The 25129-nt window shown below is 46.0% G+C and carries 13 protein-coding genes; all 13 read right to left on the bottom strand.

Annotated elements, in window-relative coordinates; all coding sequences use genetic code 11:
- Nucleotides 1-18: 18 nt before the first annotated feature.
- The 13 genes from NIAKO_RS36640 to NIAKO_RS37565 all read right to left on the bottom strand — a co-directional run bounded on the left by NIAKO_RS36640 (nt 19) and on the right by NIAKO_RS37565 (nt 25093).
- On the bottom strand, nt 19-1119 hold the full coding sequence (locus NIAKO_RS36640) for a thioredoxin family protein (protein ID WP_014218616.1): 1101 nt from the start codon (nt 1117-1119) through the stop codon (nt 19-21).
- Nucleotides 1120-1154: 35 nt separating this feature from the next.
- Nucleotides 1155-2093, bottom strand: coding sequence for a hypothetical protein (locus NIAKO_RS11655; RefSeq protein ID WP_014218617.1), 939 nt, complete (start codon nt 2091-2093; stop codon nt 1155-1157).
- 24 nt (nt 2094-2117) lie between these two features.
- Complete coding sequence (locus NIAKO_RS11660) at nt 2118-3671, bottom strand: RagB/SusD family nutrient uptake outer membrane protein (RefSeq protein WP_014218618.1); 1554 nt, start codon at nt 3669-3671, stop codon at nt 2118-2120.
- A 16-nt stretch (nt 3672-3687) separates the two neighbouring features.
- The gene (locus tag NIAKO_RS11665; protein ID WP_207622441.1) at nt 3688-7248 is read right to left on the bottom strand and encodes a SusC/RagA family TonB-linked outer membrane protein; all 3561 of its coding nucleotides are present in this window, start codon (nt 7246-7248) and stop codon (nt 3688-3690) included.
- A gap of 236 nt (nt 7249-7484) precedes the next feature.
- The gene (locus NIAKO_RS11670) at nt 7485-8729 is read right to left on the bottom strand and encodes a FecR family protein (RefSeq protein WP_014218620.1); all 1245 of its coding nucleotides are present in this window, start codon (nt 8727-8729) and stop codon (nt 7485-7487) included.
- A gap of 82 nt (nt 8730-8811) precedes the next feature.
- On the bottom strand, nt 8812-9420 hold the full coding sequence (locus NIAKO_RS11675; protein ID WP_014218621.1) for an RNA polymerase sigma factor: 609 nt from the start codon (nt 9418-9420) through the stop codon (nt 8812-8814).
- 86 nt (nt 9421-9506) lie between these two features.
- Nucleotides 9507-13523, bottom strand: a complete 4017-nt coding sequence (locus NIAKO_RS11680; protein WP_014218622.1) for a two-component regulator propeller domain-containing protein — start codon at nt 13521-13523, stop codon at nt 9507-9509.
- 101 nt (nt 13524-13624) lie between these two features.
- Nucleotides 13625-15544, bottom strand: a complete 1920-nt coding sequence (locus tag NIAKO_RS11685) for a RagB/SusD family nutrient uptake outer membrane protein (protein WP_014218623.1) — start codon at nt 15542-15544, stop codon at nt 13625-13627.
- 21 nt (nt 15545-15565) lie between these two features.
- Nucleotides 15566-18742: a SusC/RagA family TonB-linked outer membrane protein gene (locus NIAKO_RS11690; RefSeq protein ID WP_014218624.1), complete on the bottom strand. Its 3177-nt coding sequence runs from the start codon at nt 18740-18742 to the stop codon at nt 15566-15568.
- A gap of 240 nt (nt 18743-18982) precedes the next feature.
- Nucleotides 18983-20602, bottom strand: coding sequence for an alpha-L-fucosidase (locus NIAKO_RS11695; RefSeq protein WP_014218625.1), 1620 nt, complete (start codon nt 20600-20602; stop codon nt 18983-18985).
- 12 nt (nt 20603-20614) lie between these two features.
- Nucleotides 20615-20956: an L-rhamnose mutarotase gene (locus NIAKO_RS11700; protein WP_014218626.1), complete on the bottom strand. Its 342-nt coding sequence runs from the start codon at nt 20954-20956 to the stop codon at nt 20615-20617.
- Nucleotides 20957-21182: 226 nt separating this feature from the next.
- Nucleotides 21183-23216 (bottom strand): beta-galactosidase, encoded by a 2034-nt coding sequence (locus tag NIAKO_RS11705; protein ID WP_014218627.1) that lies wholly within the window; start codon nt 23214-23216, stop codon nt 21183-21185.
- A gap of 59 nt (nt 23217-23275) precedes the next feature.
- Nucleotides 23276-25093, bottom strand: a complete 1818-nt coding sequence (locus NIAKO_RS37565) for a cellulase family glycosylhydrolase (RefSeq protein ID WP_014218628.1) — start codon at nt 25091-25093, stop codon at nt 23276-23278.
- Between the last annotated feature and the right edge of the window lie 36 nt (nt 25094-25129).

Consider the following 25129-nt stretch of genomic DNA (forward strand, 5'->3'; position numbering starts at 1 on the left):
TCTTACCTTTTATAATGATTATAAGCTTTTGGCAAACCGCACCAGGTTTTCGTTCCTGTTGCTTTGAATGATTTTGTCGATGATCTGCCTAACCTGCGGATCCTGCCTGATCTGTGCAGATCTGAACATACCGATATAAGCAAATGCTATATGTTGATTTTCTCCTGAAAAATCGCCGATGTTCGCTTTCATCAAAGCCGTCACCTTTGCGGTGTCTTTTACCGCGGCCGCCTGTGCCATATCTATCAGCGTCAGCAGCTGCGCCTTGTCGGCAAAATCGGTGCTTTTTATCTGGGCCTGGTAGCGGTCGAATTCTTTTTTATCGTAAGGGATGGGGTTCCTGAGCCTGTCTTTAAAATACCAGCCGTTTAAACAATATTCTGCGATCCGCTGGTACATATGACGCATTTTGTTTTCCACTGCTTCGCGGCCATTTGACCGGGCAAATTCGCGCCAGTGGTTGGCCATATACATGAAGGTGCGGCTGTGCACGTTCGACAGGTACAGGGAATACCGGTTCTCGCCAAACAGGAACCAGTTCTCCGGCAACAATTTTTCCTTCGGAGTAAGCATATCGAAATATGCAGCGGCTACCTGTTCGCCTACCGATAACTCCATGCCTTCGATCTTTATTTTTATGTATTCCTGTAACAGGCCTTTGGTACGTTCGCCACTGTTATACCGCTCGTTCAGGATGGCCACGCGGTTCAATGTGTCCATGCCTTTTTTGATCCGGGCCATGAACGTATCGGCAGGCATACCGCCCACAAAGCGGTAGATGAGCTTGCGATTGCTGTTGAGCAGTAAATAAGTGGGATATGCTTCTACATGAAATTCGTTTTTCACGGCCGGGCCTTCGCCCTTTTCCATATCGAGCTTTAGATTTACAAAATGCGCATTGAAAAAGTCAGCCACGCTATCCTGGGTAAAAACATGTTTGCTCATTTCCTTGCAGGGGCCGCACCAGCTGGTGTAACAGTCAACAAAGATCAGCCGGTTTTCGCTTTTTGCTTTTTCGATCGTGCTTTCGAGGCTCGTACTGTCAAAACTGATACGCCTGTTCTGGGCCGCCATATTGCCCCACCAGAGCAATAAGGCGGCAAATAATGCCTGTTTCATGAATATAGGTTGTTAATAAGTTTTGTGGTATCCGGTTACTTGTCTGCAGCATTTCCTATCGCCTGCAGGTCAACGCCGTAATTAGTGATAAAGTAATTGCGAATAAGGTTGTACCGCTGCCTGATCTTTCCAGCCGAATCTTTGGTGACATTTAAAATGCCCTGGTACGTCATATCGGTATTTGCCGTGCTCTTGTTCAGGCTGGTTTCTGAACGGGTAACCATGGCCTCGATATAGGCATTCCAGTCGAGCTGGGGCGAACGTGTATTGTAATAAATAGTTATAATCCCCTGCGCATAGGCCAGCGCCTGGCTGCTAAATGTGGCGGCATATGTGGGAATAGAGGAAAAAGCATTGGTGGGTGCAGAAAGATTGCGGCCGGCAATATTTTGCATAAATATCAGGTTGGCCTTTGCCAGGAACCTGGTTGAATCACTGCTTGTCATACTGTTGATGGCCATACTGCCATAGTTCACACAGATGTTATCATAGTTGTACCAGGCCCCCACGCTTTTTGTTGTTTTAACATACCGGGTGGGGTTGAATAAATAAGAAGTATACACCGAATCGAGCGATGCGCACAGCATTATTTTAGCAGGCAGGAATTTGGTAAGAAAGGCATCGCTGTAATAAGAAAGCCATAACTTTTTTATCAACGCCAGTTGCCTGTCGACATAATTGGTATCGGCAGTGGTCATCAGGTAACCCGTACTCCACATACCGGTAGTATCCATGACGGAATTCTTCCAGCCGGTTGGCGTCCAATAAGTGTCTTTATCGGTAAACCGGTATAAAAAATAGGCCCCGTATTTATTGTACAAATTCAGAATGGTGGTGTCGTAGGCGTGTGTTCCCTGCGGCACCATATATCCGGTTTCATCACCGGTTGCAGTCAACGCGCCTTCTTTTTTACACGCTGTTGCTCCAAGCGCCACTATAAAAAGTATGCTTACGGTAATTGTTAATTTGTTCATGAGTTGTTTTTTGAGGGTCAGTGATTACCTGGGGTTTTGCGTCAGCTGGTCATTCCTGTTAATGGCGGTGTAAGGAATGGGCAATGCATACAGGTTGCCGCCCGCAGGCAGGGTATAATCGGCCGCTACGCCATTGGCATCTATGTAATGATGGGTTACCGTCATTCCCCAGCGTTTGATATCCACCCACCTGAAATTCTCCTCGAAGCTCAATTCTCTGCGGCGTTCTGCTTTGCAAAAATTGAACAGGGCATCTGCATCGGTGATGTTTACCGGCGTATAGGCTTTAAAGCGGGTATCGAACCTGTTGGCCCGCAGGGTATTCAGATCGCTTAATGCCTGGGCAAGGTCTGCGGTATTGCCGTTCTTTTTGTACCTGCGTGCCAATGCCTCGGCGCGGTTCAGGTAAACTTCGGCTATCCGCATCCCTTTGGCATCATACGAAGTTTTATTGGGGCTGAGTTTATAGCCTCTTACCGGCCAGATAACATTGTTGGTTCTGGCATAGTACATCATATACCGCAGATCACCAACGTAGGTAGTATCCGTACCGTTCCCCTGCTCATACAACCCTGCCAGGTCGGGGCTTACCGAATAAGGGGGCATAACGGAACCTGGATTGTTCACAGCCGGAAAAAAAATAACCGAGGTGGTTGAATTAGCGCCGAACTCCCAAACTACTTCCGGGCTTTTGGTAAAATCGTAAATGCCTGAAGCATCATATGATTTATAAGTAAGCAGAAAGGTGGTTAAGGCCGTAAGCCCTGGTTTTTCATTTAATGTACTGGTAGCATATTTGATCACGTTATCCATATCCTCGTCACGGCCCATATACAGGTACAACCTGCTCAAAAGCGCGTACGCTGCAATGTGACCAACGCGGAAGGTATTGGGAGGTGTAAAGTTATTCTTCAGCAGATCGGCAGCTGCCAGCAGGTCTTTTTCAACCTGGCCGTAAACCTGCGCCAGGGTGTTGCGCACAGGCTTGCTGTCGCTTACTTCGCTGCTCAGGATCAACGGCACCCCCGGGCTGGTGGCGGCATCGATGCCTGCACCGCTGTACGGCTGGCCATATAACGTTACCAGTTTAAGATAATAGAAAGCTCTTAAAAACAACGCCTGCCCCCGCAACGCATTTTTTTGCTGCTCGTTACCCGATACTTTGTCGAGGTAATCCAGCACCACATTGCAGCCCTTGATCTTTCCATAATATATTTTCCAAGAGTCTGTACCCGGCAGGCTAATCACATTGGCAGCAGTGCCTGTACTGTCGAACATGGCAGGGTTAAAGGTAAAGAGTGGAGCGCCATTGTTCAGGTACGAAGTATAGGTTGGCAGCAGCGTAGCAGAAAGACCCACCGCCAGCCCGGAACACTGAACATCGTCGGTTAACAGGTCGGTATAGTTGTCTACAACAATGTTATAGGGATATCCCTCTGCATTCAGCAACTGGGTAAGATCATCGGTTGTTGTGGGAATGATCTCATCCTGGCTTGTTTGAACAAGAAACTTTTTGCAGGAGGTGAACAGCGATCCGGCCAGCAACAACCATACACAACTTTTATATATAGTATTCATACATTCCGATTATTTATTAGAAACTGGTATTTATGCTCAGGGTATAGGTGCGGGTACGGGGCTGACCGCCGGTAGCCACCTCGGCATCGATTCCCCTGAAATCCCTGCTAACGATCGCAAAAGGCGAGGTAACGCCCGCGCCTACCACTGCATTTTTAAGCCGCGCCTTTGTGATAAACCGGGCCGGCAACTGGTAACTGAGGTTTATATTGTTGCAACGCAGCGTTGATGCACTGACAATGCGGGCCGTACTATAGTTATACATTTCGTAAGCATTGGTATACACTTTCCCTCCTGGCAACCGAACAGCGTTTGTAATAACATTTTTATCGGGCAGGCCGGGAAATAAAGCCGTTGTATTGTCGGGGGTCCAGCGGCCCAGCAGTTCCCTGCTAAGGTTATCGTATTCTGAAGGCAGGTAAGTAGTTAATTTATAGGCCGGGCTCAGGAATTTTTTACCGCCCACCTGCAGGTATAATGAAGTGGAGAGCGTAAGCTTTTTATACCTGAACATCATCGATACGCCGGAAACCAGGTCGGGATCCATCTTACCCGCATATTTCATATATGTAGTAGGATCGTTCAGCGAATCGCTGCCCTTGATCGCCGTGTTTATCACCGGGTACCCGTTAGCGGCATTGATGCCCTGGTAATCGAAGGCCCAAAAAGCCGACACCGGATAGCCGGCATGGTACAACCCGCCGCTGGCGGCTGTTTTGAAGTTAAGGCTTTGGGCGTTGGCTGTCTTTTTGATCTCATTCAGGTTCTTCGACATCGTAAAGCCCAATGACCACGTAAAGTCTTTGGTGCGAACGGGAACAAAGGAGGCGCCCAGTTCAACACCCCGGTTATTCATAGAGCCGCCGTTTACCGGCATCGTTTCCACGCCATATTCTTCGGGCACGGTAAGATAGGTGATGATGTCTTTACCGATTTTCTGGTAGTATTCAACAGAGGCCTGTACCCGGTTCTTGAACAGCCCCATAGAGGCGCCCAGGTTGATGGTGGTATTTTTTTCCCAGCGCAGGTTGGTATACGGCAGATTTGAAATATAAAGTAAATATTCAGCGGTATTCTGGTCAAACACCGAAGCGGTTGCGGTGGGTGTTATCGAAGGCCTTGCTATCAGGTAAGGACTGAAATTACTGGCCAGGTTACGTTGATAACCAAACGAGGCCTTTACACTGAGATTGGAGACCCAGTCAATTCTCTCCATCCACTTTTCATTGTATACATTCCAGCGAATACCGCCGGCCCAAACCGGGTTAAATTTCTGCCGGGTATCCTGACCGAACCGGTTAGAGGCATCGGTACGGGCGCTCATGCTCAGCACAAACCTGTTGTCGTACGTATAACCGGCCGTTATATAAGCGCCTATGTTATTAATAACGTTGTCGATGATCGCATGCGGCATGGCCGTTAACAGGTTATTGGGCGTGTTGTTCGCCGTATAGGTTAAAGGCAATGTGGCGAACGTATTACCACGGTCGCGCAGCCAGCCATACGTGGTTTCGGTAAACCCATTATTGCGGGTGCTGTTTATTTCTTCGCCCAGTAAAGCAGTCACCGCGTGCTTCTTATTCAATACGGTTGCATAACTGATGCCGTTGCGCCAGTTCAACGCGGTGCTTTGATTGTTGTTCTGGTTATATTCACCGCCAAAAGGCAACCGGCTGTTAATAAAAGCAGCATCCGTATTGCTGGCAGTGCCATAATCGTAACCCCGTATCGAGTCGATGTAATTGCTTTTTTCTGTTGCATAACTTACGCCGTTGGCGCTGGCGATGCTGTAACTGAACAGGCTCTCGAAGGTCAGCTCTTTCGACATCCTGTAATTCAACTGTATGTTGGTGTTGGCGGTAAGCTGCTTTATGGTTGACCCGGTATTGTCCAGTTCATCCTGCATATTAAAAGAAAACCCGCCATTGGTGCTGCTTAATGAATTGGCATAAAAATACCTGTTGCCGACGGCGTCGTAAGCAGGTATCACCCGGCTGGTACCGGAGGCATACGAATAGGGATTTTGCCGGTAAAAGCCAGTCGTGTTCTTTTGTGAAGCGGATAGCCTGATGGAAACATTCACTTTATCGCTTAAATTACTGGTAATGGATACATTGCCGGTATAGCCCTTCGAGCCATTGCCGATGGCCGTGCCTTTTACATCGCTATAGCTAAGTGAAGCATAATATCTTGTATTGTTCGATCCGCCGCTTATACTGAGATTGTGGTTGATGGTAACCGGGGTTTGGAATAAAATACCAAACCAGTCGGTATTTACGGTTTCGGCCGCCTTTACGCGGCGATTGAACTCGTCATAATCGATATTTTTGAACAGGTAGTCGTTCAGCGCGCCTGCGTAGCCAATTTTGGTATTATAAGAGCTTACACTGGCAAGGCCCCGCTCAAAGATCTCTCTCGATACAGCTACCCTGTCTTTTGAGTTCATCAGGTTCAGCTTATCGTAATTAACCCTTTCCGTTACACTGCCATTTACCGAATAACTGATAGAGGCCGGCCCTGACCTTCCTTTTTTAGTGGTGATCACGATCACGCCATTGCCTGCTCTTACCCCGTATATAGCGGTAGCGGCTGCATCTTTCAGTACAGTAATGTCTTCAATATCCTGTGGGTTCAGCCAGGAAATGGCATTGCCTACAAAATCTCTTATATAATCGAAATTGTCTTTTTTAATGCCGCCTACTGCATCCAGCTGGTTAGCCTTAAAAGGAAGCGGGTCCTGCTGAATAATGCCATCTACTACCCAGATGGGGTCCTGGTTCCCAAACAACGTAGAAGTACCGCGTACCCTGGTCTTTTGCCGAACGCCCACCAGGCCGCCATTGTCGTTGGTAACAACCACCCCGGTAAGTTTGCCCTGTAACGACTGTTCCAGGGTATTGATGCCATTGAAGTACAATTCACTTGCCTTAACGGTATTGACGGAACCGACAATCTGCGATTTTTTCAGCGACTGGTAACCGGTAGGCACCACTTCCACATCATCGAGTTTATCTACCCTGGCTTTTAATTCTACAGAGATCATTGGATTGTCTATAGTTGCTATGATCTGTTTGGGAACAAATGAAACGGAAGAGAACACCAGCACATCGCCAGGTTCTGCCTTAATACTGAAGCGCCCATCCTTATCTGTACGAACAGATATCCCCTTTCCTTTAATGGTAACAGTTATATCCGGCAACGGGCGCCCCGCCGAATCTTTTACCACGCCCGAAATAACACTTTTGGGTGTTGCCTCATTGTCTGTTGCCTGTTTGGGCTTTTCCTCTTTAAGTTTTACCGTTATGAGCCGGCCGTCAATGGAATAGCTCAACGGCTGATCTTTGAAGCAGGCATTCAGCGCCTCAGTTATTGAAGCGTTTGTAACCTGTATGGTAACAGGCTTGCTTTTTTCGAGAAGGCGATAGTTGTAAAAGAACACGTAACCCGATTGTTTTTTGATGGAATTCAAAACCGATTCCATGGAGGCATTGTTTTCTTTCAGCGTAATGGATTGCCCCAGTCCACGGGCGGCTACCTGTAAACAGCCTGCCACCATAAAAAACATCAATAATCTCATACAGCGTAGGATTTTGGCGAAGGCCCTGCAGCCGGTCTTATTTTTGACGGCGCATACGACCCCCATAGCAGTTAAATGCATACATTTGTTTAATTGGGTTAACAATTTGCCGCCTGCTTTATTTGCAATGGAACAGCCCGGCAGTTTTGGTTTTGCTGTTGGCTCAATAGATAACCGTTCCGGAGGACGAGGCCGGGGCGGTTTTTTCATGGCTGTTGACTAGTAATGTGTTTTGGTTATGGCGTAACAATCACTTTTTTCCCCTGAATGGTAAAATGCACCAGGCTTTGTTCCAGGGCATGCAGTACCTGTGACAAGGTGGCATCGCGGGGAATACTGCCACCGAATTTATCTGTTGTTATCGTTCCTTCATATTGTATCTCAACATCGTACCAGCGGGCAACCTGGCGCATCACGGTTTGAATATCTGCCCGCTCAAACTGGAAGTAACCATTCTTCCAGGCCATTACCGCATCTGTGTGAACTGTCTGAACCGGGATGAAGTGAGATTTTTGGGATGACTGGGACAGGGATGCTTGCTCGCCTGGCTTTAAAATGACTTCGTCATTTGCATTCTCTGCCTTTCCTCCACTGCCTACTGCCCACTGCCTACTGCCCACCTTTACCCTCCCTTCTAACAACGTAACCTTTGAAGATGGTTCTTCATCATAGGCATTGATATTAAAATGTGTTCCCAACACTTCTATCCTGCCCTTTTGACCGGGTTCTTGTGCTGACTGAATATTTACAATAAACGGATGGCTCGCATTCTTAGCTACTTCAAAATACACTTCGCCGGTAATATCAACGACACGTTCTTTACCGGTAAAAACAGTGGGATAGTGTATTGATGAAGCGGCATTCAACCAAACCCTTGTTCCATCTGATAATACAAGCTGGAATTTGCGTCCCCGTGGTGTGCTGAGCGTATTGGTTTCACTACTGGCGGCGTCTGTTGCCTGGTAAGCGATCAGGCTGTCTTGTTTGGCAACCTGTAACCCAGGTTGCAGGTGCATGGCGCCGTTGCCTGCACTGTCGAGTAATACTTTTTTTCCATTGTGCAGTGTTAGAACGGCGCCATTACGACCTGGCAACGCATCATAGGTCAATGTTACAGCCGGGGTATTTGTGTGACGGTCATCCCCCCTTTGCAACCACCACCAGGCAATAATGCCCATACAAACCACTACGGTGGCCGCTATGGCTATTTTACTGAAAACCCGCATGGTGCGAACAGGCGCCGGCGCTACAACCTCCTGTTGCTGCAGCACCGCCTTTAGCATCTGGTGCCAGTTTACCTGTTCTTCAGCTTCATGATACCGGCTGTTGCGAACCTCTTCAAGCAACGGCCCTTCCAGCACTGATCCGTTTGGTTGGACACTAATCAAAGCAAGCAGTTCATTAAATTCATCAAGCGTACAAGTCCCTGCTGTATATTGTTTTAATAAATAAACTACACGATCGTCAAGCGATTGCGACATAAAAAATAATTAAAAGATAAGGCGCTATTTATAAAATGACGGATGAAGGAGAAAGGCGGACTAGTGCGGTGTTAACTTTTTTTTATTTTATCAGGAACGGGCCCGGAAAACTCATGATTATCAATATAACAGGCCCACCATATTTATTGCCCAGGTACTCTCTGATGAACTTCAACGCTTTCACCAGGTGATTTTTTACCGTGTTTCCAGCAATACCCATTTGAAGGCCTATTTGCTCATAGCTCAATCCTTCATAGCGGCTGAGCATAAAAACTTCGCGTTGCTGCGCCGGCAGTTGCGCCACTGCCTCATTAATAAGCTTTTGCGTTTCACTTACCTGTACTTTTTGCAGGGTTGCATTTTCTGTTGCCGAAATACCCGCCCAAACTTTTTGCTGCATGGCTGCATCCAGCGAAAGCCTGCGGAGATAATCCACCCCCGCATTTCTTGCCATCATATGTAAATAGCCCACCGGATTTTCAATAGAAGGTAAATTTTGCCTTGACAGCCAGAGCTTTAAAAAGCATTCCTGTACAAGTTCTTCAGCAGCTACCTGCGATTTGGTGATCTTCATGCCATAGTCAAAAAGAGGGGATTTATAGCGGTGGAAAATATCAGCGAATGCCAACTCGTCACCATCAGCTATGCGCCGGAACAGTTCCTTTTCCTTATACGTATCGAGTTGAGGCACGGGTATCTTGTAAGCAGTTTGATTTTGAAAAGTAAATTTATTAAAATTTCTTAAGCCGCGGGCAAACTGAAATGCTTTAATATTTTCTACTTTATGATCTTGTTGCCCAAAGGTTTTCTATAACGCCTAATAAATTCTGAAGGGGTCATTCCAAACAATTTGGAGAATTGCTCCCTGAAATACCTGAGATCATTAAAACCTGTTGCGTAAGTAACTTCTACCACCGTTTTACTTGTATTGATCAATAGTTCCGCCGCCTTCCTTAATCGTAAATACCTTACAAATACGTTTACCGTTAAACCGGAAATAGCCTTAATTCTTTTGTATAAAGTGGGTTGGCTCATACCTATTCCCTGGCAAAAGAGTTGAACGTTAAATTCCGGATTTTCCATATTTTGATCCACGATCTCGATGCACCTTGTCAGAAATTCTTTATGATCCGATTCAATACTGGAGGCTGGCTTCAGGGTAATTGTATTGAAAAAATATTGCTGCAACCTGTTCCTGGATGTTAAGATATTTTGAACCCGGGCAACAATCAATTCTTTGCTAAAAGGCTTACTCACGTAATCTTCAGCGCCACACTCCAGCCCCGTTAATTTAGATTTTTCAGAAGAGCTTCCCGTCAATAATATGATGGGAATATGAGCCAGGTGTGCATTTTCTTTCAGCTTACGGCACAACTCAATACCATCCATTTTGCCCATTATAACATCGCTGATAACAATATCGGGTAATTCCCTGCCGATCAAATCAAAGGCAGATGCCCCATCATTTGTTTCATAGATATTGAATTGCTCAATGAATATTTCCTTTACGTAGCTTCTCAGATCCGCATCATCATCAACAATGACCATCGTTGGCAACCCCGAAATGATTTTGTCAATAACCTTCGACCTGTTGTCGGTGGTGGTGTCCCCTTCTTCGCGGCTTTCTTCAACCAGTTCATGAATAATGCTGGGGCGGCCACACCTGTCTTCTTCCCCGGCGTGCTGCATCGATGTCAATTTATTGTTTGGAAGAATGAGCGTGAAAGTGGTACCCTCCCCTTCCGCACTTACATAAGATAATGCGCCTTCATGTGCAATTGCCAGTTTTTTTGAAACATATAACCCAATACCAAACCCCGTTTGTGACGCCTTTCCGGTATTGTTTGCCTGGTAAAATACATCGAATAACCGGCTGCTGATACTTTCTGAAATTCCACACCCGGTGTCTTTAACAATGATACGTATTTGCCCGTTCCCGCCAGTTAATGACAATTGTACTTCTCCGTTGTCCGGCGTATACTTCAATGCATTTGAAAGCAGGTTAAATAAAATTATTTCAATTTTCTCCTTATCTCCACAATAGCCTACTTCATCCAAAGGCCTGTCAAAAATAAAGCGGATATTTTTGGATGCTGCGCGTTGCGTAAAGCTCAGGAACACTTCATTACATACTTCGTTGATGTCGAACCTGGAAAGGTGAAGCTGCTGCTCTATAGATTCTACTTTTCTGAACAACAACAACTGGTCCACCAGGCTTAACAAACGCCGGGCATTCCGGTGGATGGTCGATAATTTTTTTTGAATAAGCCCGGGACCCGCTTCTGCCATAAGGTCTTTCAAAGGGCTTACAATTAAGGTAAGGGGTGTTCTGAATTCATGAGAGATGTCTGTGAAAAAAGAGATCTTTCTTTCTGCGAGTTCTTTTTCTTTTTGTTTTTCAAGCAATGCCAGCTTAATCTCATACCGCAACCGGTCCTGGCGCCGGTAATAATAGAGAAAGGCACAGACAATACCAATTGTAAAGACCGTATATAATAAATACGCCCACCAGGTCCGGTACCAGGGCGGTAATACCCTAACAGCCAACAATTGTACCTCCTCATTCCAAACGCCATCCGGGTTCATTACCCTTACATAAAACGTATAGGCGCCCTCCCGTATATGGCTGTAATTGGCCGTCTTTATATTATTGGCAATACTCCAGTTCTTATCCCACCCTTTTAAATAATAAGCGTAATTGAGGTTATTTGCATTTGAATACTGCAATGCGGTAAAATCGAATGAAAGCGCCTTGTCAAATGGCACCGCTATGCCGGTGATAATGTCTTTATTGTGTGAAACAACATAAGCAGGACCGGCTTCCACGGGCGCATTGTCGATCTTTATACCGGTAAGAAACAGGTGGGGAATATTTTTTTTATCATAAACGCTATCCGGATAAAAACTGTTAAACCCTTTGATGCCGCCAAATAAAAAATCCCCGTTTTTAGCAATCATAGCCGCATTAAAACTGAACTGGTTGCTTTGTAAGCCATCCGCCTGCGTAAAATTTCTAAACGTCTTTAAAACCGGATCGTAACGGCACAGGCCATAATACGTACTCATCCAAAGATCCCCCTTATTATCTTCCAGTATTTTCAATATTACATTGTTGGGGAGCCCGTCTTTTGTAGTTATTCGCCGGTATGTTCCTTTTCCGCGGTCAAATAACAGCAACCCGCCGCCTTCTGTGCCAACCCAGAAATTATGTCGTTTATCTTCGCAGATACTCCTGACGGTATACCCGATAAAGAAAATCTTATGTTGCTTTTTTTCCGGATCGATCTTTATTAAAGAGTTGTAATTGCCACCCCAAAAATTACCCGATCTGTCTTCCATCAACACCTGCAGATCAAACAACGAACTATCGAAAAGTTCAAATTGATCGGCCGGCCTGTTATACAGGAACAGATGGCCTTTGTTGCTGGCAGATGCCCATAACCGCCGTTTGCTGTCTTCATAGACCTGCCAGCAATTTTTCTCCTCATTTTTTTGAAAAGGATCATAACAGCTATAATGCCTGAATGTATTGTTTGATCTGTTCAGCTTATCTATGCCGCCGAACCAGGAGGAAATCCAGATATCGTTTTTATAATCGCGGGCAATACAGGTAATAAAGTTGCTCCTCACAGATCCGGGATCTGCCGAATGAACATATTTCGTAAAACTATTTTTTTGTTTATCCCAGTAACGCAACCCGGCTCCATCCGTCCCAATCCATAAGTTCGACCGGTCGTCTTCGCAAAAAGATAAAATAAAATCGTTCACATCTTCAGTTCTGCCTTTGTGATACGAGATTGTTTTAAACGAGCTGCCATCCCTTTCCAAAATATTCACTCCCCCTCTCAAGGTTCCGATCCATTCACGGCCTTCGGGATCAATATAAAGATCATAGATAGAATTACTGTTTATGGCTTCTCCTGCTAAAGAAAGCGGCTGGGCCCTGTTGCCACCCGGCGATAAATACCACAATCCGTTCCCGTCTGTGGCTATCCATAGCGCACCTTTGGCGTCCTCTGCGATGTCTCTTACAATCATCTGCGGGATCGGATCAAATCGTTTAAAAATGTTATGGTAAACCCTGGCCACTCCTGAATCACCTGCGATCAAAACATCGCCATTGGACCTCGGAAAAATGGAGTAGCATTGGGCTACCCCCGAAGCTACGGCCACTATTCTTTTACTTGCGATGTCATATTTATACAGACCGCGATCATTGACAAAGAACCACACCGCGTTCCGTATTGAATCATATTCAATGGCCTGAATATTGTATGCCGCACCGGTTTGCCCGGGGAGTACAAGCTGTTTGCCGGTTTCTCCACTACCGGTAAACACAATGAGCCCGTTATGAACAGTACCAACCAGCATGGTGTTGCCGGCATTCTTTATCGACAATACAGCATCATACAGCGGTACGTTTTCTGAACTACCCACTTTGCTGAAACGGGGTGTAAAAAAGGCAGACCGGTTGGGGTCGTAAATACTTACGCCCTTTCCGCTGCCTACCCAAACTTTATTTTCATTGTCGGAATTAATACAAAAAACATGGTTATCCAAAAGGGAAGTTGCATCTCCTATGGTATTTCTAAAAACGCGAAAGGCGCAACCATCGTACCGGTTTAATCCGTCGTAGGTGCCAAACCACATAAAACCATTGTGGTCCTTGTAAATACAGGTTACGGCGTTGTTTGAAAGCCCCTGGTCAATGCCCAGATATCTTACAGAGAGTGTGTCTGAAGCAATGCAATCGCCTGCACAGAAAAGAAAATATAGATAAATGGCGAATCTCATAAGCAACAGGAGGACTTCCTAAATATAACTAATTTATCAGATGCGTCCGAAAAAAGGCCCACTGTAAATACAGCGAGCCGTTAAAACGAATGCTTGTATGATCAGTAAAACGGGTTTTGAATAAGCTTCAGGTTTTTGTTCATTTCATCGTAAGCAATGGGCAGGAAATAAGATTTGGGATTCCATGCCCTGCCACCCGAGTAATCCAGATTGGCATAGTTACCCGCTCCACTCACATTGGCAACCGGCGTGTAAACAGGTGTGCCGGAACCATAGTTTGCAGAACCATTATAAGGATAAAATATATGAATGCTCCACACATTGCTAAAGCCGGCTTTTTGTCCATATACTGCAGGGTCGCAGATCATCCAGCGGCGAATATCAAAATAACGTAATTCTTCAAATGCCAGCTCGATCTTGCGTTCATGCTGCAGGTTCGCCTTCGTAGCATTGGCTATAGGGGGCATGCCGGCTCTTTTCCTGATCATATTGATATAGGTAGTGGCCGTTGCTGCGTCGCCCAGGCCCAGGCTGGCCTCGGCATAATTAAGCAACACTTCAGTATAACGCATATAACGCCATGGTGTAGCCTGCAACACTTTTAATGGGTCGAGATTCGGATCGCTCCATTTTCTCAAATAATAGCCGGTGGGCGACCAGTTCCAGATATTGGCGCCGGTAGGTGGATTATGTGTATCAAAACCGCCGGATTCATACTTAATGTCGTCGGTTGTTGGATGGGCCGCTGAAGTATCCTGATAGCCGGTTTGCAGTTTTCCTGATCCTTCATATGGTAAAATGTCGGTTGTTCTTGTCCGCCAGCTGGCGCCATCATACAACACCGTGGCGTAAAAACGGGGATCGCGGTTTTGATAGGGCGCTGCAGCCTGAACCGGGTTGCTCCAGCTAAAGGCAGTGCCATTATTCATCTCATACTCATCTACGAATTGTTGGGTGGGCGCATCAACTCCCCAGCCCCAAAAGCCATTGGGATTGTGGAAAAGTCCGGGACCATACGTTTTTCCATAATCGTTCCAGTTGGCAACCGTATTGGTGGAAACATATTTTACAAAAATGTCTTCCGGCGTACTCATTTGAATAAAGAGATTGCCATAATTAGCGGCTGCCTCCGTTTGTGATGCCGGGTTGGGCTGGTACAGGGAATATACGCCTAAGTTTATTACCGCCAACGCTGCGTCCTTCGCCTTTTGCCAACGGGTTTGCCTGTCGCTTGCCGAAAAACTGGTGTACCTTACCAGTTCGGGATGTGCATACCCTGCAAACGGATCGGGTACCGTGCCATTGCCGCCGTTGTACAGATCGCTGGCTGCATATAACAGGGCTCTTGACTTTAAGCCAAGTGCCGCGCCTTTGGTAGCTCTGCCTACCTGCGTTTGTGTTACAGGAAGATACTGGGCAGCACTGTCGCATTGGTCTGAAATAAACTGAATACATTCGGCATAGGAATTTCTGGGAACGCTAAAACTATCCGTTAATGTATACGCTTTTGTAATAATGGGTACCCCACCATACAAAGACACCAGGTTCTGGTACAAATAAGCTCTAAGGAAAAACACTTCTCCCTTTAACCCGCGTTTGGTAGCCGTATCTATCGGTGCTGCATCTATTTTCGAAAAGAAAACATTGGTAGACTTGATGAACGAATACTCATTGGTCCAGGCAAAATGTTGTAATTCGGGGCAATTACCGTTGTTGAACGGCCCTAAATTGCTGGGGGTTAACTGGCTTAACATGGCCTGTTGCTGCCCTGCCCAGGTGCATGCCTGTGTAAGCGCTTCATCGGTAAGCGAAGCCAGCATTGACCAGTCGAAACCATGCGGCAACCCCTGGTACATATTATTAACATAGGCCGTTAATAATCCGGGGTCGGTTGATTTGAAAAGAGCGTCATCAGAAACTGCACTCACCGGCGTTTGGTCAAGCACACTTTTATTGCATGAGATCAGCGGGCCTGCTACAATGGCCGCTATCAAAATAATGCAAACAATATTTTTTTTCATGTGTGTTTTTTTGTCTGTTCATTAAAATGTCATGGTCATTCCCATGGCCACTACACGCGACAATGGATAATTACCGCCTGAAATACTGGGTATTGCATTTCTCAGATCGGTTGGTTTGGCATTTGCCCCCGCTTCGGGATCAAAGTCTTTCAAACCGGGGCACCAGGTCAACAAATTTTGCCCGCTCAAATACACGCGCAGATTTTTAATATTTGCTTTTTGAAGGAGTTTTGGATCGAGCGTATAGCCGAACTGTAACGTTTTTAAACGAACATAATCAGTTTTATGAAGGAAGAAAGTGTTGCCGGTATTGTCCCAATAATAGTTACCGCGGTTGGGTGTTCTTGGATTGTTACCTTCCGGGTTTGTAGGAGACCAGCGGCCGTCCAACAAACTTTTGCGGAAATTGGTGAACGTTCCACCGTCTGAATTAACATACGTAACAGCTCCTGTTGCACCCTGCAACAAAATCGACAGATCGAAATTCTTATAGCCAAGATTAATATAGGTGCCAAAAGTGAATGTAGGAATACTGCTTTTGTAGATCCTTTTCTGCTGGCGCGAATCCATGGTATCATTTTTCGCAATATCCGCATACCTGATATCACCGGGCGCTGGTTTTGTACTAAGCCCCCATGAGGTAAAACCGCTTGCATAATCGAGGGAATCTTTCGAATTATGGATCAGGCCATCAGCTACATAATACAATCCTGAACCCATGGGATGTCCGGTGGTTTGCTGCCATGCCGGTGCGCCGGGCGCCTCGCCCCATTGTAATACTTTGTTCTGGGCATAACCGCCGTTAACCGATATGGAGTAGCTGAATTTGCTGGGGGTAACATCGCTGTAGGTAATATTGAAATCGAATCCCTTATTTTGCGCCTTACCATAGTTTACGCTAGGCAGCGTTAAACCCGCCGAAGCAGGTACCGTGGCATTTGGGGGCCACAAAATATTACTCCTTTTATAATAAAAGTAGTCGGCCTCTACCGACAACCTGTTGTTCAGGAAAGTGGCATTAAAGCCGATGTTGCTTTGGTTGGCAATTTCCCAGGTGATGTTCGGGTTGGCAATAGCGCTATCATACACCGTTTGCAGTTCATTGAGTGCGCCTGCGTTGTTAACCACAAAGGGATAATATTGACCGGGTTGGTTATAATAACTGCTGCCAAATAAATACTTGGTCAGGTATTGAAAATCCTGTACGCGGTCGTTACCCGTTTTCCCCCACGAGCCCCTCAATTTAAAATAGTCGATGAATTTAATGTTTTCTTTAAAGAACTTTTCTTCCGAAGCTACCCAGCCCGCCGTAACGCCCGGGAAAAAACCAAATCGATGGCCGGGCGCGAAGATGTACGAACCATCGTACCGGCCTACAAACTCAACCAGGTATTTATTGGCAAAGCTGTAATTAGCCCTTCCAAAATAACTCAACCGGGAGTTTACCGTACCTGTGCCCCCGGTGGCCTGATTGGCCGTTGCACCCGCAAACATTTCCTGAACAGCGGTAGAAGCAAACAGGTCTCTGTAAGCATTAAAGCTTTCTGAATTTCCTTTCGACAGCTGTGTTCCCACCATTAATTTCAGGTTGTGGTTCTCGCCGATATTCGTTTGATAATTCAACAACCCATAAGCCAGTTTTGAATAATTATTCTGGAACGATTCGTATAAAGTAGGTGAATTATACGCACCGGCGCCAAAAACATTGGAAGTGAGCACCGGGTTGCCACCGGCATCGACAGTAGTTTTATCCCACGAATATAACCGCCAGGGCCTGGTGAAATTCTTATCAAAATCAAAGCCGTTATCGTAAGACACATTTCCGTTAAACGATAAGCCCTTTACCCAGGGAATGTTGACATCTAACTTTAAATTCGAATTCAACACATAGTACTTGTCGTTATTAACACCCGTAGCGCCGGTTGAAATTACAACCGGGTTTTCGCCGTGCTCGCGTGCGGGGCCAGGTAAACCGTTGGGCCACCAGGCAACAGAGGTTGGATAGGCTGATACCAGGTCGTTAAAGATTGTACCGGCAGATTTTTGCGGGTAATGTTTATCCTCTAAACGTCCGTTCACGTTTACAGCCACGCGAATGTTCTTGTTTATTTTAGCGTCGATATTCGAGGTAAAGCCATATTGTTTATAATAAGTGGCGCTGTTTCTATATTGACCATCCTGTTTCTTCATATCCAGCGCAACAAAATATCTCATCGCTTCGGTTCCTGCGGAAATCGAAAGGTTTGCATTGCTTTGCACCGACTGGGGTTTTAAAACTGTTTTAAACCAATCGGTATTGGGGTAACGCAAAGGGTCTGAGCCATCACTGAATTTCTGGATCTGGTCGGTAGTATAAGTCTGGTTCAAGCCACCTGAAGGATTGTTGTAATACGCTATTTCATTTAATGCAGTAGCGTACAGCGGGGCATCTGCCATTTTAGGCAATTTGGTAGGCTGGTTGTAGCCATAATTACCATTCAGTGTAATTTCGGGTTTCCCGGTCTTTCCCTGCTTGGTAGTAACTAAAATAACGCCGTTGGCCGCTCTTGAACCATAAATAGCTGCAGAAGCATCTTTCAATACGGTTATACTTTCAATGGTGTTCGGGTCAATTCTCTCCAGGCTTCTGTCCGGCACACCGTCAATCACCACTAAAACGCTGTTATCGTTAAACGTGTTGCTGCCGCGAATGCGTAAGTTAGTGCCATCGGAACCTGGTTCGCTGCTGCTGGTAACTGCCACCAGGCCGGGCAGCCTTCCGGCTAAACCGTTGGTAACATTGGTCACCGGCGCTTCCGTTACTTCTTTGGCTTTAATTGTGCTGACAGCTCCCGTTAAAGTTGCTTTTTTAGCGGTTCCATAACCAATAACCACTACATCGGTCAACAGTTTGTTTTCAGGGCTAAGTCCCACAAAAACATTTTCGTCGCGTGGGGTAATTTCAACGGTTGTGTAACCAACTCCGGAAATAGATAAAACCACTTTTGAGATGGTTGAAGGAACCTCGATCTTAAACGACCCTTTTGTATCTGCCGAGGTACCGATGTCGGTGTGAAGGATCTTAATGGTGGCTCCGGGAAGAGGTTCCCCGGTCTTTGAATCTTTGACATTGCCGATAATGGTCCTGGTTTGGGCCAATGCGGCAACGTTTAGTAGCAATAATGAACATGCTACCAGCAGTAGTTTGATTTTTTTCATACAGCAATTTGTGAGGTTAAGAAACAGTCAATTTGGAGCTTTCGATAGGGGGAAACGTTACATCAGGTTTGGCACATGTGACTACTATTTAAAAGTTAAATATTTACAAATATGCTGTTTAACTCCTCTTGATATAGGGGGACAAATCAGTAAAATAGAGGGGGGAATCCGTAAAGAGTAAGGTATTTTTTTAAAAGAAGACGAACCGTCTCAAATGTCTTTGAGACGGCCGCATTCAGATCATTTTATTTTAAATACATTGGCATAGGCAAGCGCGGGTCTGTTTTCAGGCATCGTAATTTCCAGGCCTTCGCTGTTTCTTTGAAAACGCAGCTCACCGCCGCCAACCAGTTCTACTTTGTTTACAGCGCCGGGCCGAAGACCATTTTGTTCGGAAAGACTTTTGATCGTTACTTTTCCATTATCAGGCCAGCCAAACACCACTGCATACAACGTATCGCCCTTGGTAGTAAAGCGCATGTCGGCGGCACCAAAGGGCTTACCCTTGCCTTCATTGAAACCCGGGCCCGATAGTTTGGCAGTTTCAGTAGTAGCAGGCCCTTCGCCAAACACCTTCCAGGGTCTTGTATCGAAAATACATTCCGAATTGATCTTCATCCAGGCCGCTATTTCTTCCAGGATAGCAACCTCCTGGTCGTCGATGCTGCCGTTGCCTTTTACCGGGATGTTCAACAGCAGGTTCCCGTTCTTACTAACTATATCGGCCAGGGTTTGAATAATTGTTTGGGAGCTCTTGTATCTTTTGTTTTCATATATTCTTTTGTCATAATGCCATCCGCCGATGCAGGTATCTGTTTGCCAGGTGAAGGGTTCTATTACATTGCTTTGTCCCCGTTCAATATCCCACACCAGGCATTTACGCTGCATTTCATTCAGGATCTTTCCGTTCACCACGGCTTTCAGCATACCTTTATTGCGCTTCATGCTTTGGTTGTAATGGTGCGCAGCTAACTGCAACCCCACATCATTGAGCCCATGAAAGGGCAGCACGGTATCATCGAAGTAGAGCAGTTCAGGTTCATATTTATCAATGAGCTCGATGGTACGCTTCAGAAATTTATCACAATACGCTTTTGAGGGAACGGATACACCTTTTTCCCAATCCCAATGGTAGCCATCACTGAGGGCATGGTTCTGCGCGTAAAGTTCCTGCGGGTCCATACCTTCCCACCAGGCGCCCTTGCCATCGGCCTTTGTTAATTTGCCATCATAGGGAACGCCTGCCAATGGCCCGTTTTTATCACTTCCCTGTGCATATTCATACCACATCCAGGCATGGGAAGCATGCACACTCACCCCGAATGGCAAGCCCTGTTTTTTAGCGGCTTTTGCCCAACCGCCAATAAGATCTTTTTGGGGGCCCACATTTACCGAATTCCACGACTGGTATTTTGAGTTCCAGAGATCGAGGTTATCGTGGTGATTGGCCATGGCAAAAAAGTACTTCGCCCCCACCCTTTTATACAATGCAACGAGCTGGTCAGGGTCCCATTTCTCCGCTTTCCATTGGTGAATCACATCTTTAAAACCAAACTTCGATGGATGCCCGTATTTCTGCACATGGTATTTATAATGGTCGCTGCCTTCTTCATACATGCCGCGCGCATACCAATCGCCGTGTTCTGGCTCACACTGCGGCCCCCAATGCGCCCAGATGCCAAATTTTGCATTGCGGTACCATTCGGGCACCGTATAGCTTTGCAGGGAATCCCAGGTTGGCAGAAAAGGGCCTTTTGCCTGTTGACCGAAACTTTCGAGGAGACTGGCGCCGGCCTGCTTCGATAAAAGATAGCCCGGCACGGATAAACCTAATTGTTTTATAAGCGTTCGCCTGTTCATGGCTGTTTTATTTTATGGGTGTAATTCAAATATTTTATTCATCATGATCCATTTCTCCCCTTCCTGCGCCCAGGGAAGCGGCTGCTGGAATTTCCACATCAATTGTTCCCATTCCTGCACCCTGGTATTAGATGCATCCATTTTTGATTTTTGCTCAAAAGTGAAATGGTCTTCCGTTTCCATGATCATGAACAGCCGGTTGCCGGTACGATAGATCTCCATATTCGCAATCCCTGCCTCTTCTATGCTTTTTTTTATCTCGGGCCAGCCGTTCTCTGCCCGGTGCCAGTACTCATATTCTGAAATAAGCGCCGGATCCTCTTTAAGGTCAAGCGCCAGGGTATACCTCTTCATGGTTTACAATAGATGAATGTTTATGTGATGGGGTTTCGGTTTTGAAGAAAAGAGACGTGATCAGAGAAAATGCAAATAAAGTACCCGGTTTTTTATTCATATAGCCTCGTATTATAGCAACACAGCTTTACAGCAATCGTAATATTCTGATAAAGTTAGTTACAGCAGGTGTTCATATAATACTATGAATAAGACTTTGTTTTATACAAATCCGACCTTTGGCAGCTTAATTTCCCGTCTCTATAAACTCCGGCTCATACGGCGCCAGCATAAAGTTGCCTGAATACTCTTTGTTAAACAGTACGCTGTGCGTTCTTCCCTGCTGCCGTATTTCTTTGGGTTCACCGCTAACATTCAGGTATAAGAAATGATCTTTATCAATTTGCCGTGCCATTACACCTGAAGGAACTGCAGGTCCTTTTCTTAAAGAAAGCTCACTGATCAGGTCATCGAGCAAAGGATTTAAAATTTCTCCCTTCGCCGGCAGGCCAACATAGATCGCTCTGCCTTTTCCATATTTATTGGCTGTTATAACCGGATAGTCTTTATCCAGACTGGTGATGGTGGCAAGCACTTCAACCCCTTTTGATTCAATTACATCAATTCTTGTGGACTCGGTAGTGATCTCTTTTCCTTTGTAAGCAACTTCCACTTTTTTGCCTTTGAATGACTTCCCCGAGATCTCATTCAACGCTTCTGTTTCCTCGAAACCGCCCACGCGAATGCCAAATACATCGCTTAAATGCCCGGGATGGGTGGAAGCAAACACCTGTCCTGTTTCATCAACAATGGCCGAATTGGCGGTCATCACCACGGTGCCACCGTTTTTTACAAAGTCGCGGATCTTACCGGCGGTGGTTTTATCCATTACCGCCACACCGGGAACAAACAATAATTTATAATCCAGGGCGCTTTTACTTATCTCCACTACGCGTGCATCCATATTGCGATAATGAAATAAATTGAAGCAGGCCTGCAGTTGCTGATCGTGTTGCTCCGGGAAAGAACTGCTGGCTATCTGGCTGGGAAATGAAAAGGCCAATCCCACTTCCGCCTTCAGCTTGTATGGAAAATATCTTTCGATCTTTTTAAATTCTGCAGCGATCTTTTTGTACTCCTCGTATTTACGGTTGGGAACACCGTCCCAGTCTAACATGCCTTCGAGGTATTGTTCTTCGCCGCCATGCATGCTTTGCCAGGTCCAGCCACATACCATCTGGTTCCCATACATCAGCGTTGCATAGGCCGATTTCCTGATCGAGTTTGGAACTGCGGTCATGGTAGTGAACTCAGTACACCAGAAAGGGTTGGTGCTTTCAAACTGAATCCTTGCCATCCCGAATAAAGCATCTGTCACCCCCCAGTTGGTTGTGAGGGAAAGACCGGGATAGAAACCACATCCTTCCCGGGTCATTTTGCCTGAGTAGGCAATGGATGAATAATCAAAATATTTCAATGGACTGTAATACCAGGCGTTCGTGTTCACAAAAGCGTTGGGAGCATTGGTATTCACTTTATCAATAACCTTGAAAAGCAACTGATTCACCTCATCGGAAATAAAACGCCTGAAATCGAGCATTCTTTCCGGCGCGCCGTTCACTGTACCCGACACCGGCAGCCCGATTTCTTCAAACAGACCGATCCTCCTTGACCAGCGCTGCGTTGCCCAGGCTTTATTTAAACTATCAACGGTAGTATATTTCTTCTTTAGCCAGGCAATGTATCTTTCTTTTACCGTTTTGGAATAAGAGATGGGGCCATCGCCCGATTCATTGTCGATGCCGAATGCCAGCAACGCCGGGTGCCTGGCATACCGTTTTGTAAGCATATCAGTATAGCGTAATGCATACTGCTGATACATGGGGTCACCCACATCTACCATATAACGATGATTTGGGTACAATACATTTCCATTCGCATCTGTAATGTTCATGGAGGGATATTTATGGTGTAGCCAAAGGGGCGCAGGACGAATGGCAATATCCAAAATCACTTTTATCCCAGCTTTATTCATCTCATCCATCACCTGGTCGAACCAGGCAAAATCAAATTTTCTTTCTGCCGGTTCATAGCTGTCCCAGGCAAGATGCCCCATGCGCACCACCGTGAACCCGGCTTCTTTCATCAGCTCAATGTCTCTTTTTATCTTCTCTGCATTTTTATCATCGTGCGGATGATAGTTGGCGCCCACATATAACTGTTGTGCATTGGCGAACTCCAATGAAAGCACTATTATTCCAATCAGTAGCTGTAGCTTCATAATATTTGTCTGCTATAAAACAGGGGCCAGGTGGCATGCCACCTGGCCCCGCTTATAAATTAATTTATTTTAACAACCTTGAACGATCTCAACCAGTTTGTGCCATGCACCTCAACTATATATACGCCGGTTTGAAGCGAAGCTCCTATTGCCGTTTTGCCTGAAATGGCGGCATGTTGAATGGTTTGCACCTGTTTACCCAACACATCGAATACAACGATCCGCTCTACCTGATCGCGGTTATCAACTATTACCTCCAATTTCGATTTGAACGGGTTCGGATATACCTGTACCTGGTTGGTATTGTTAACCTGATCAACAGCTATCCGTGTATTCCCAACATTGGTTACTGTCCATTGCTGGTTATTGCTGTTACTCTGGCCCCATTGACTCAGATCGGCGCCGTTCGTGGTGCTGCCCAATCCGTCGAGGTACAAACCGGTGGCCTTATTCTTAAACTTTACGTAAATACCTGCCGCCTCTTTTGTCCAGTACTGTGCATCACTGCCGCTGAAACTATATTGTCCGGCAATGGAACCGTTGGCGTTCCTGTACATGCCATCAAGATATAACCCGGTAGCACGGTTTTTCAGTAGTACATAAGTGCCGGCTGTTTCCATCGTCCACTGCTGGTTATAACTTCCACTGTTACTCCATTGCCCACAGTTGGCGCCATTGCTGGTTCTACCGATCCCATCGATCAATAACCCGGTTGCGCGGTTGGCGAAAGTAACGTAGGTAGAAATTGATCCGCCGCCGCCAGCGCCCTGCATGATGGCATCGATAACGCCCTGATCGGTTGCGGCACCTGTACTGCGGTTAAATAAACCGAAATCACTGGCTCCATTGTCCCAGTAAACAGGCACCATGCCTTTACTCTTTGCCGAGCTTACCACATATTTATTGAAATATTCCCTTGAAGCCTGATGAACCGATGCATCGGCTGGATTGGTGCGTTTGATGGTACCAAATTCACCTATAAGCACCGGGATACCTTTATCAACGAACTTTGTTTTCATTAAGCCCAAAGCCCGTTCCACTTCACTCTCTTCACCCCAGGTGGCATTGCGCGAAGGCTCTATCGTTGAATGATAACCATTCCCCCAATAATAAAACATGGAACCCCAGGAAGCATCTGATGTTAAACCGCAATAATTCCAGGGTGTATAATAATGCACCTCCACCATCAGCCGGTTGGCGATCTGGTCTGTTGGCAGGGTGTTCATAAGGGTATTGGTGTTATCTATATTTGTTGACGGTCCCTGAATAATAAGGGTGCGGGAACTGTTGTTACCACCGGTTGCACGAACTGCGTTTATAAAGGTCTGGTGGTACGATAACAAAACCGACATACCGGTGGCATCCGATACAGCAGGTTCATTCGCACTGGCAAACAACAAATGCTCGTTGTAATTCTTAAAATAATTCGCGATCTGGGTCCAGTAATTTTGCTGTTTGGCATTTACCGCACTCTGGGCGCCTGTAGTACAGTTGTTTTCCAACCAGCCGCCATCCCAGTGAATGTTAATGATCGCATATAGTTGATTACCGATGCAGTAATCAACTACTGCTTTCACCCGTGCAAGCCAGTTAGCATCGATCACGCCATTGGTAGCATGGCAGTCCCAGGCACAGGGAATGCGCACGGTGTTAAATCCCGCGGCCTTTACTGCATTGATAAGCGTTTGGGAAGTTGTTGGGTTTCCCCAGGCATTTTCCCCGCAAATAGCTTCCAATGTATTTCCGAGGTTCCAACCCGCCTTCATTTGACCGGCTACCGTTTGGGCGGTTGGCAATTGCGAACAAACCTTAAGGGACATTAAAAGCCCCAGCAATAAAATTGTAAATACATGCTTTGTGTTTTTTTCATGTGACATAAGCAATGGTTTAAAGTGTGATTTGATTTTAAAAAG

It is taken from the genome of Niastella koreensis GR20-10 (assembly GCF_000246855.1).
Taxonomy (GTDB): domain Bacteria; phylum Bacteroidota; class Bacteroidia; order Chitinophagales; family Chitinophagaceae; genus Niastella; species Niastella koreensis.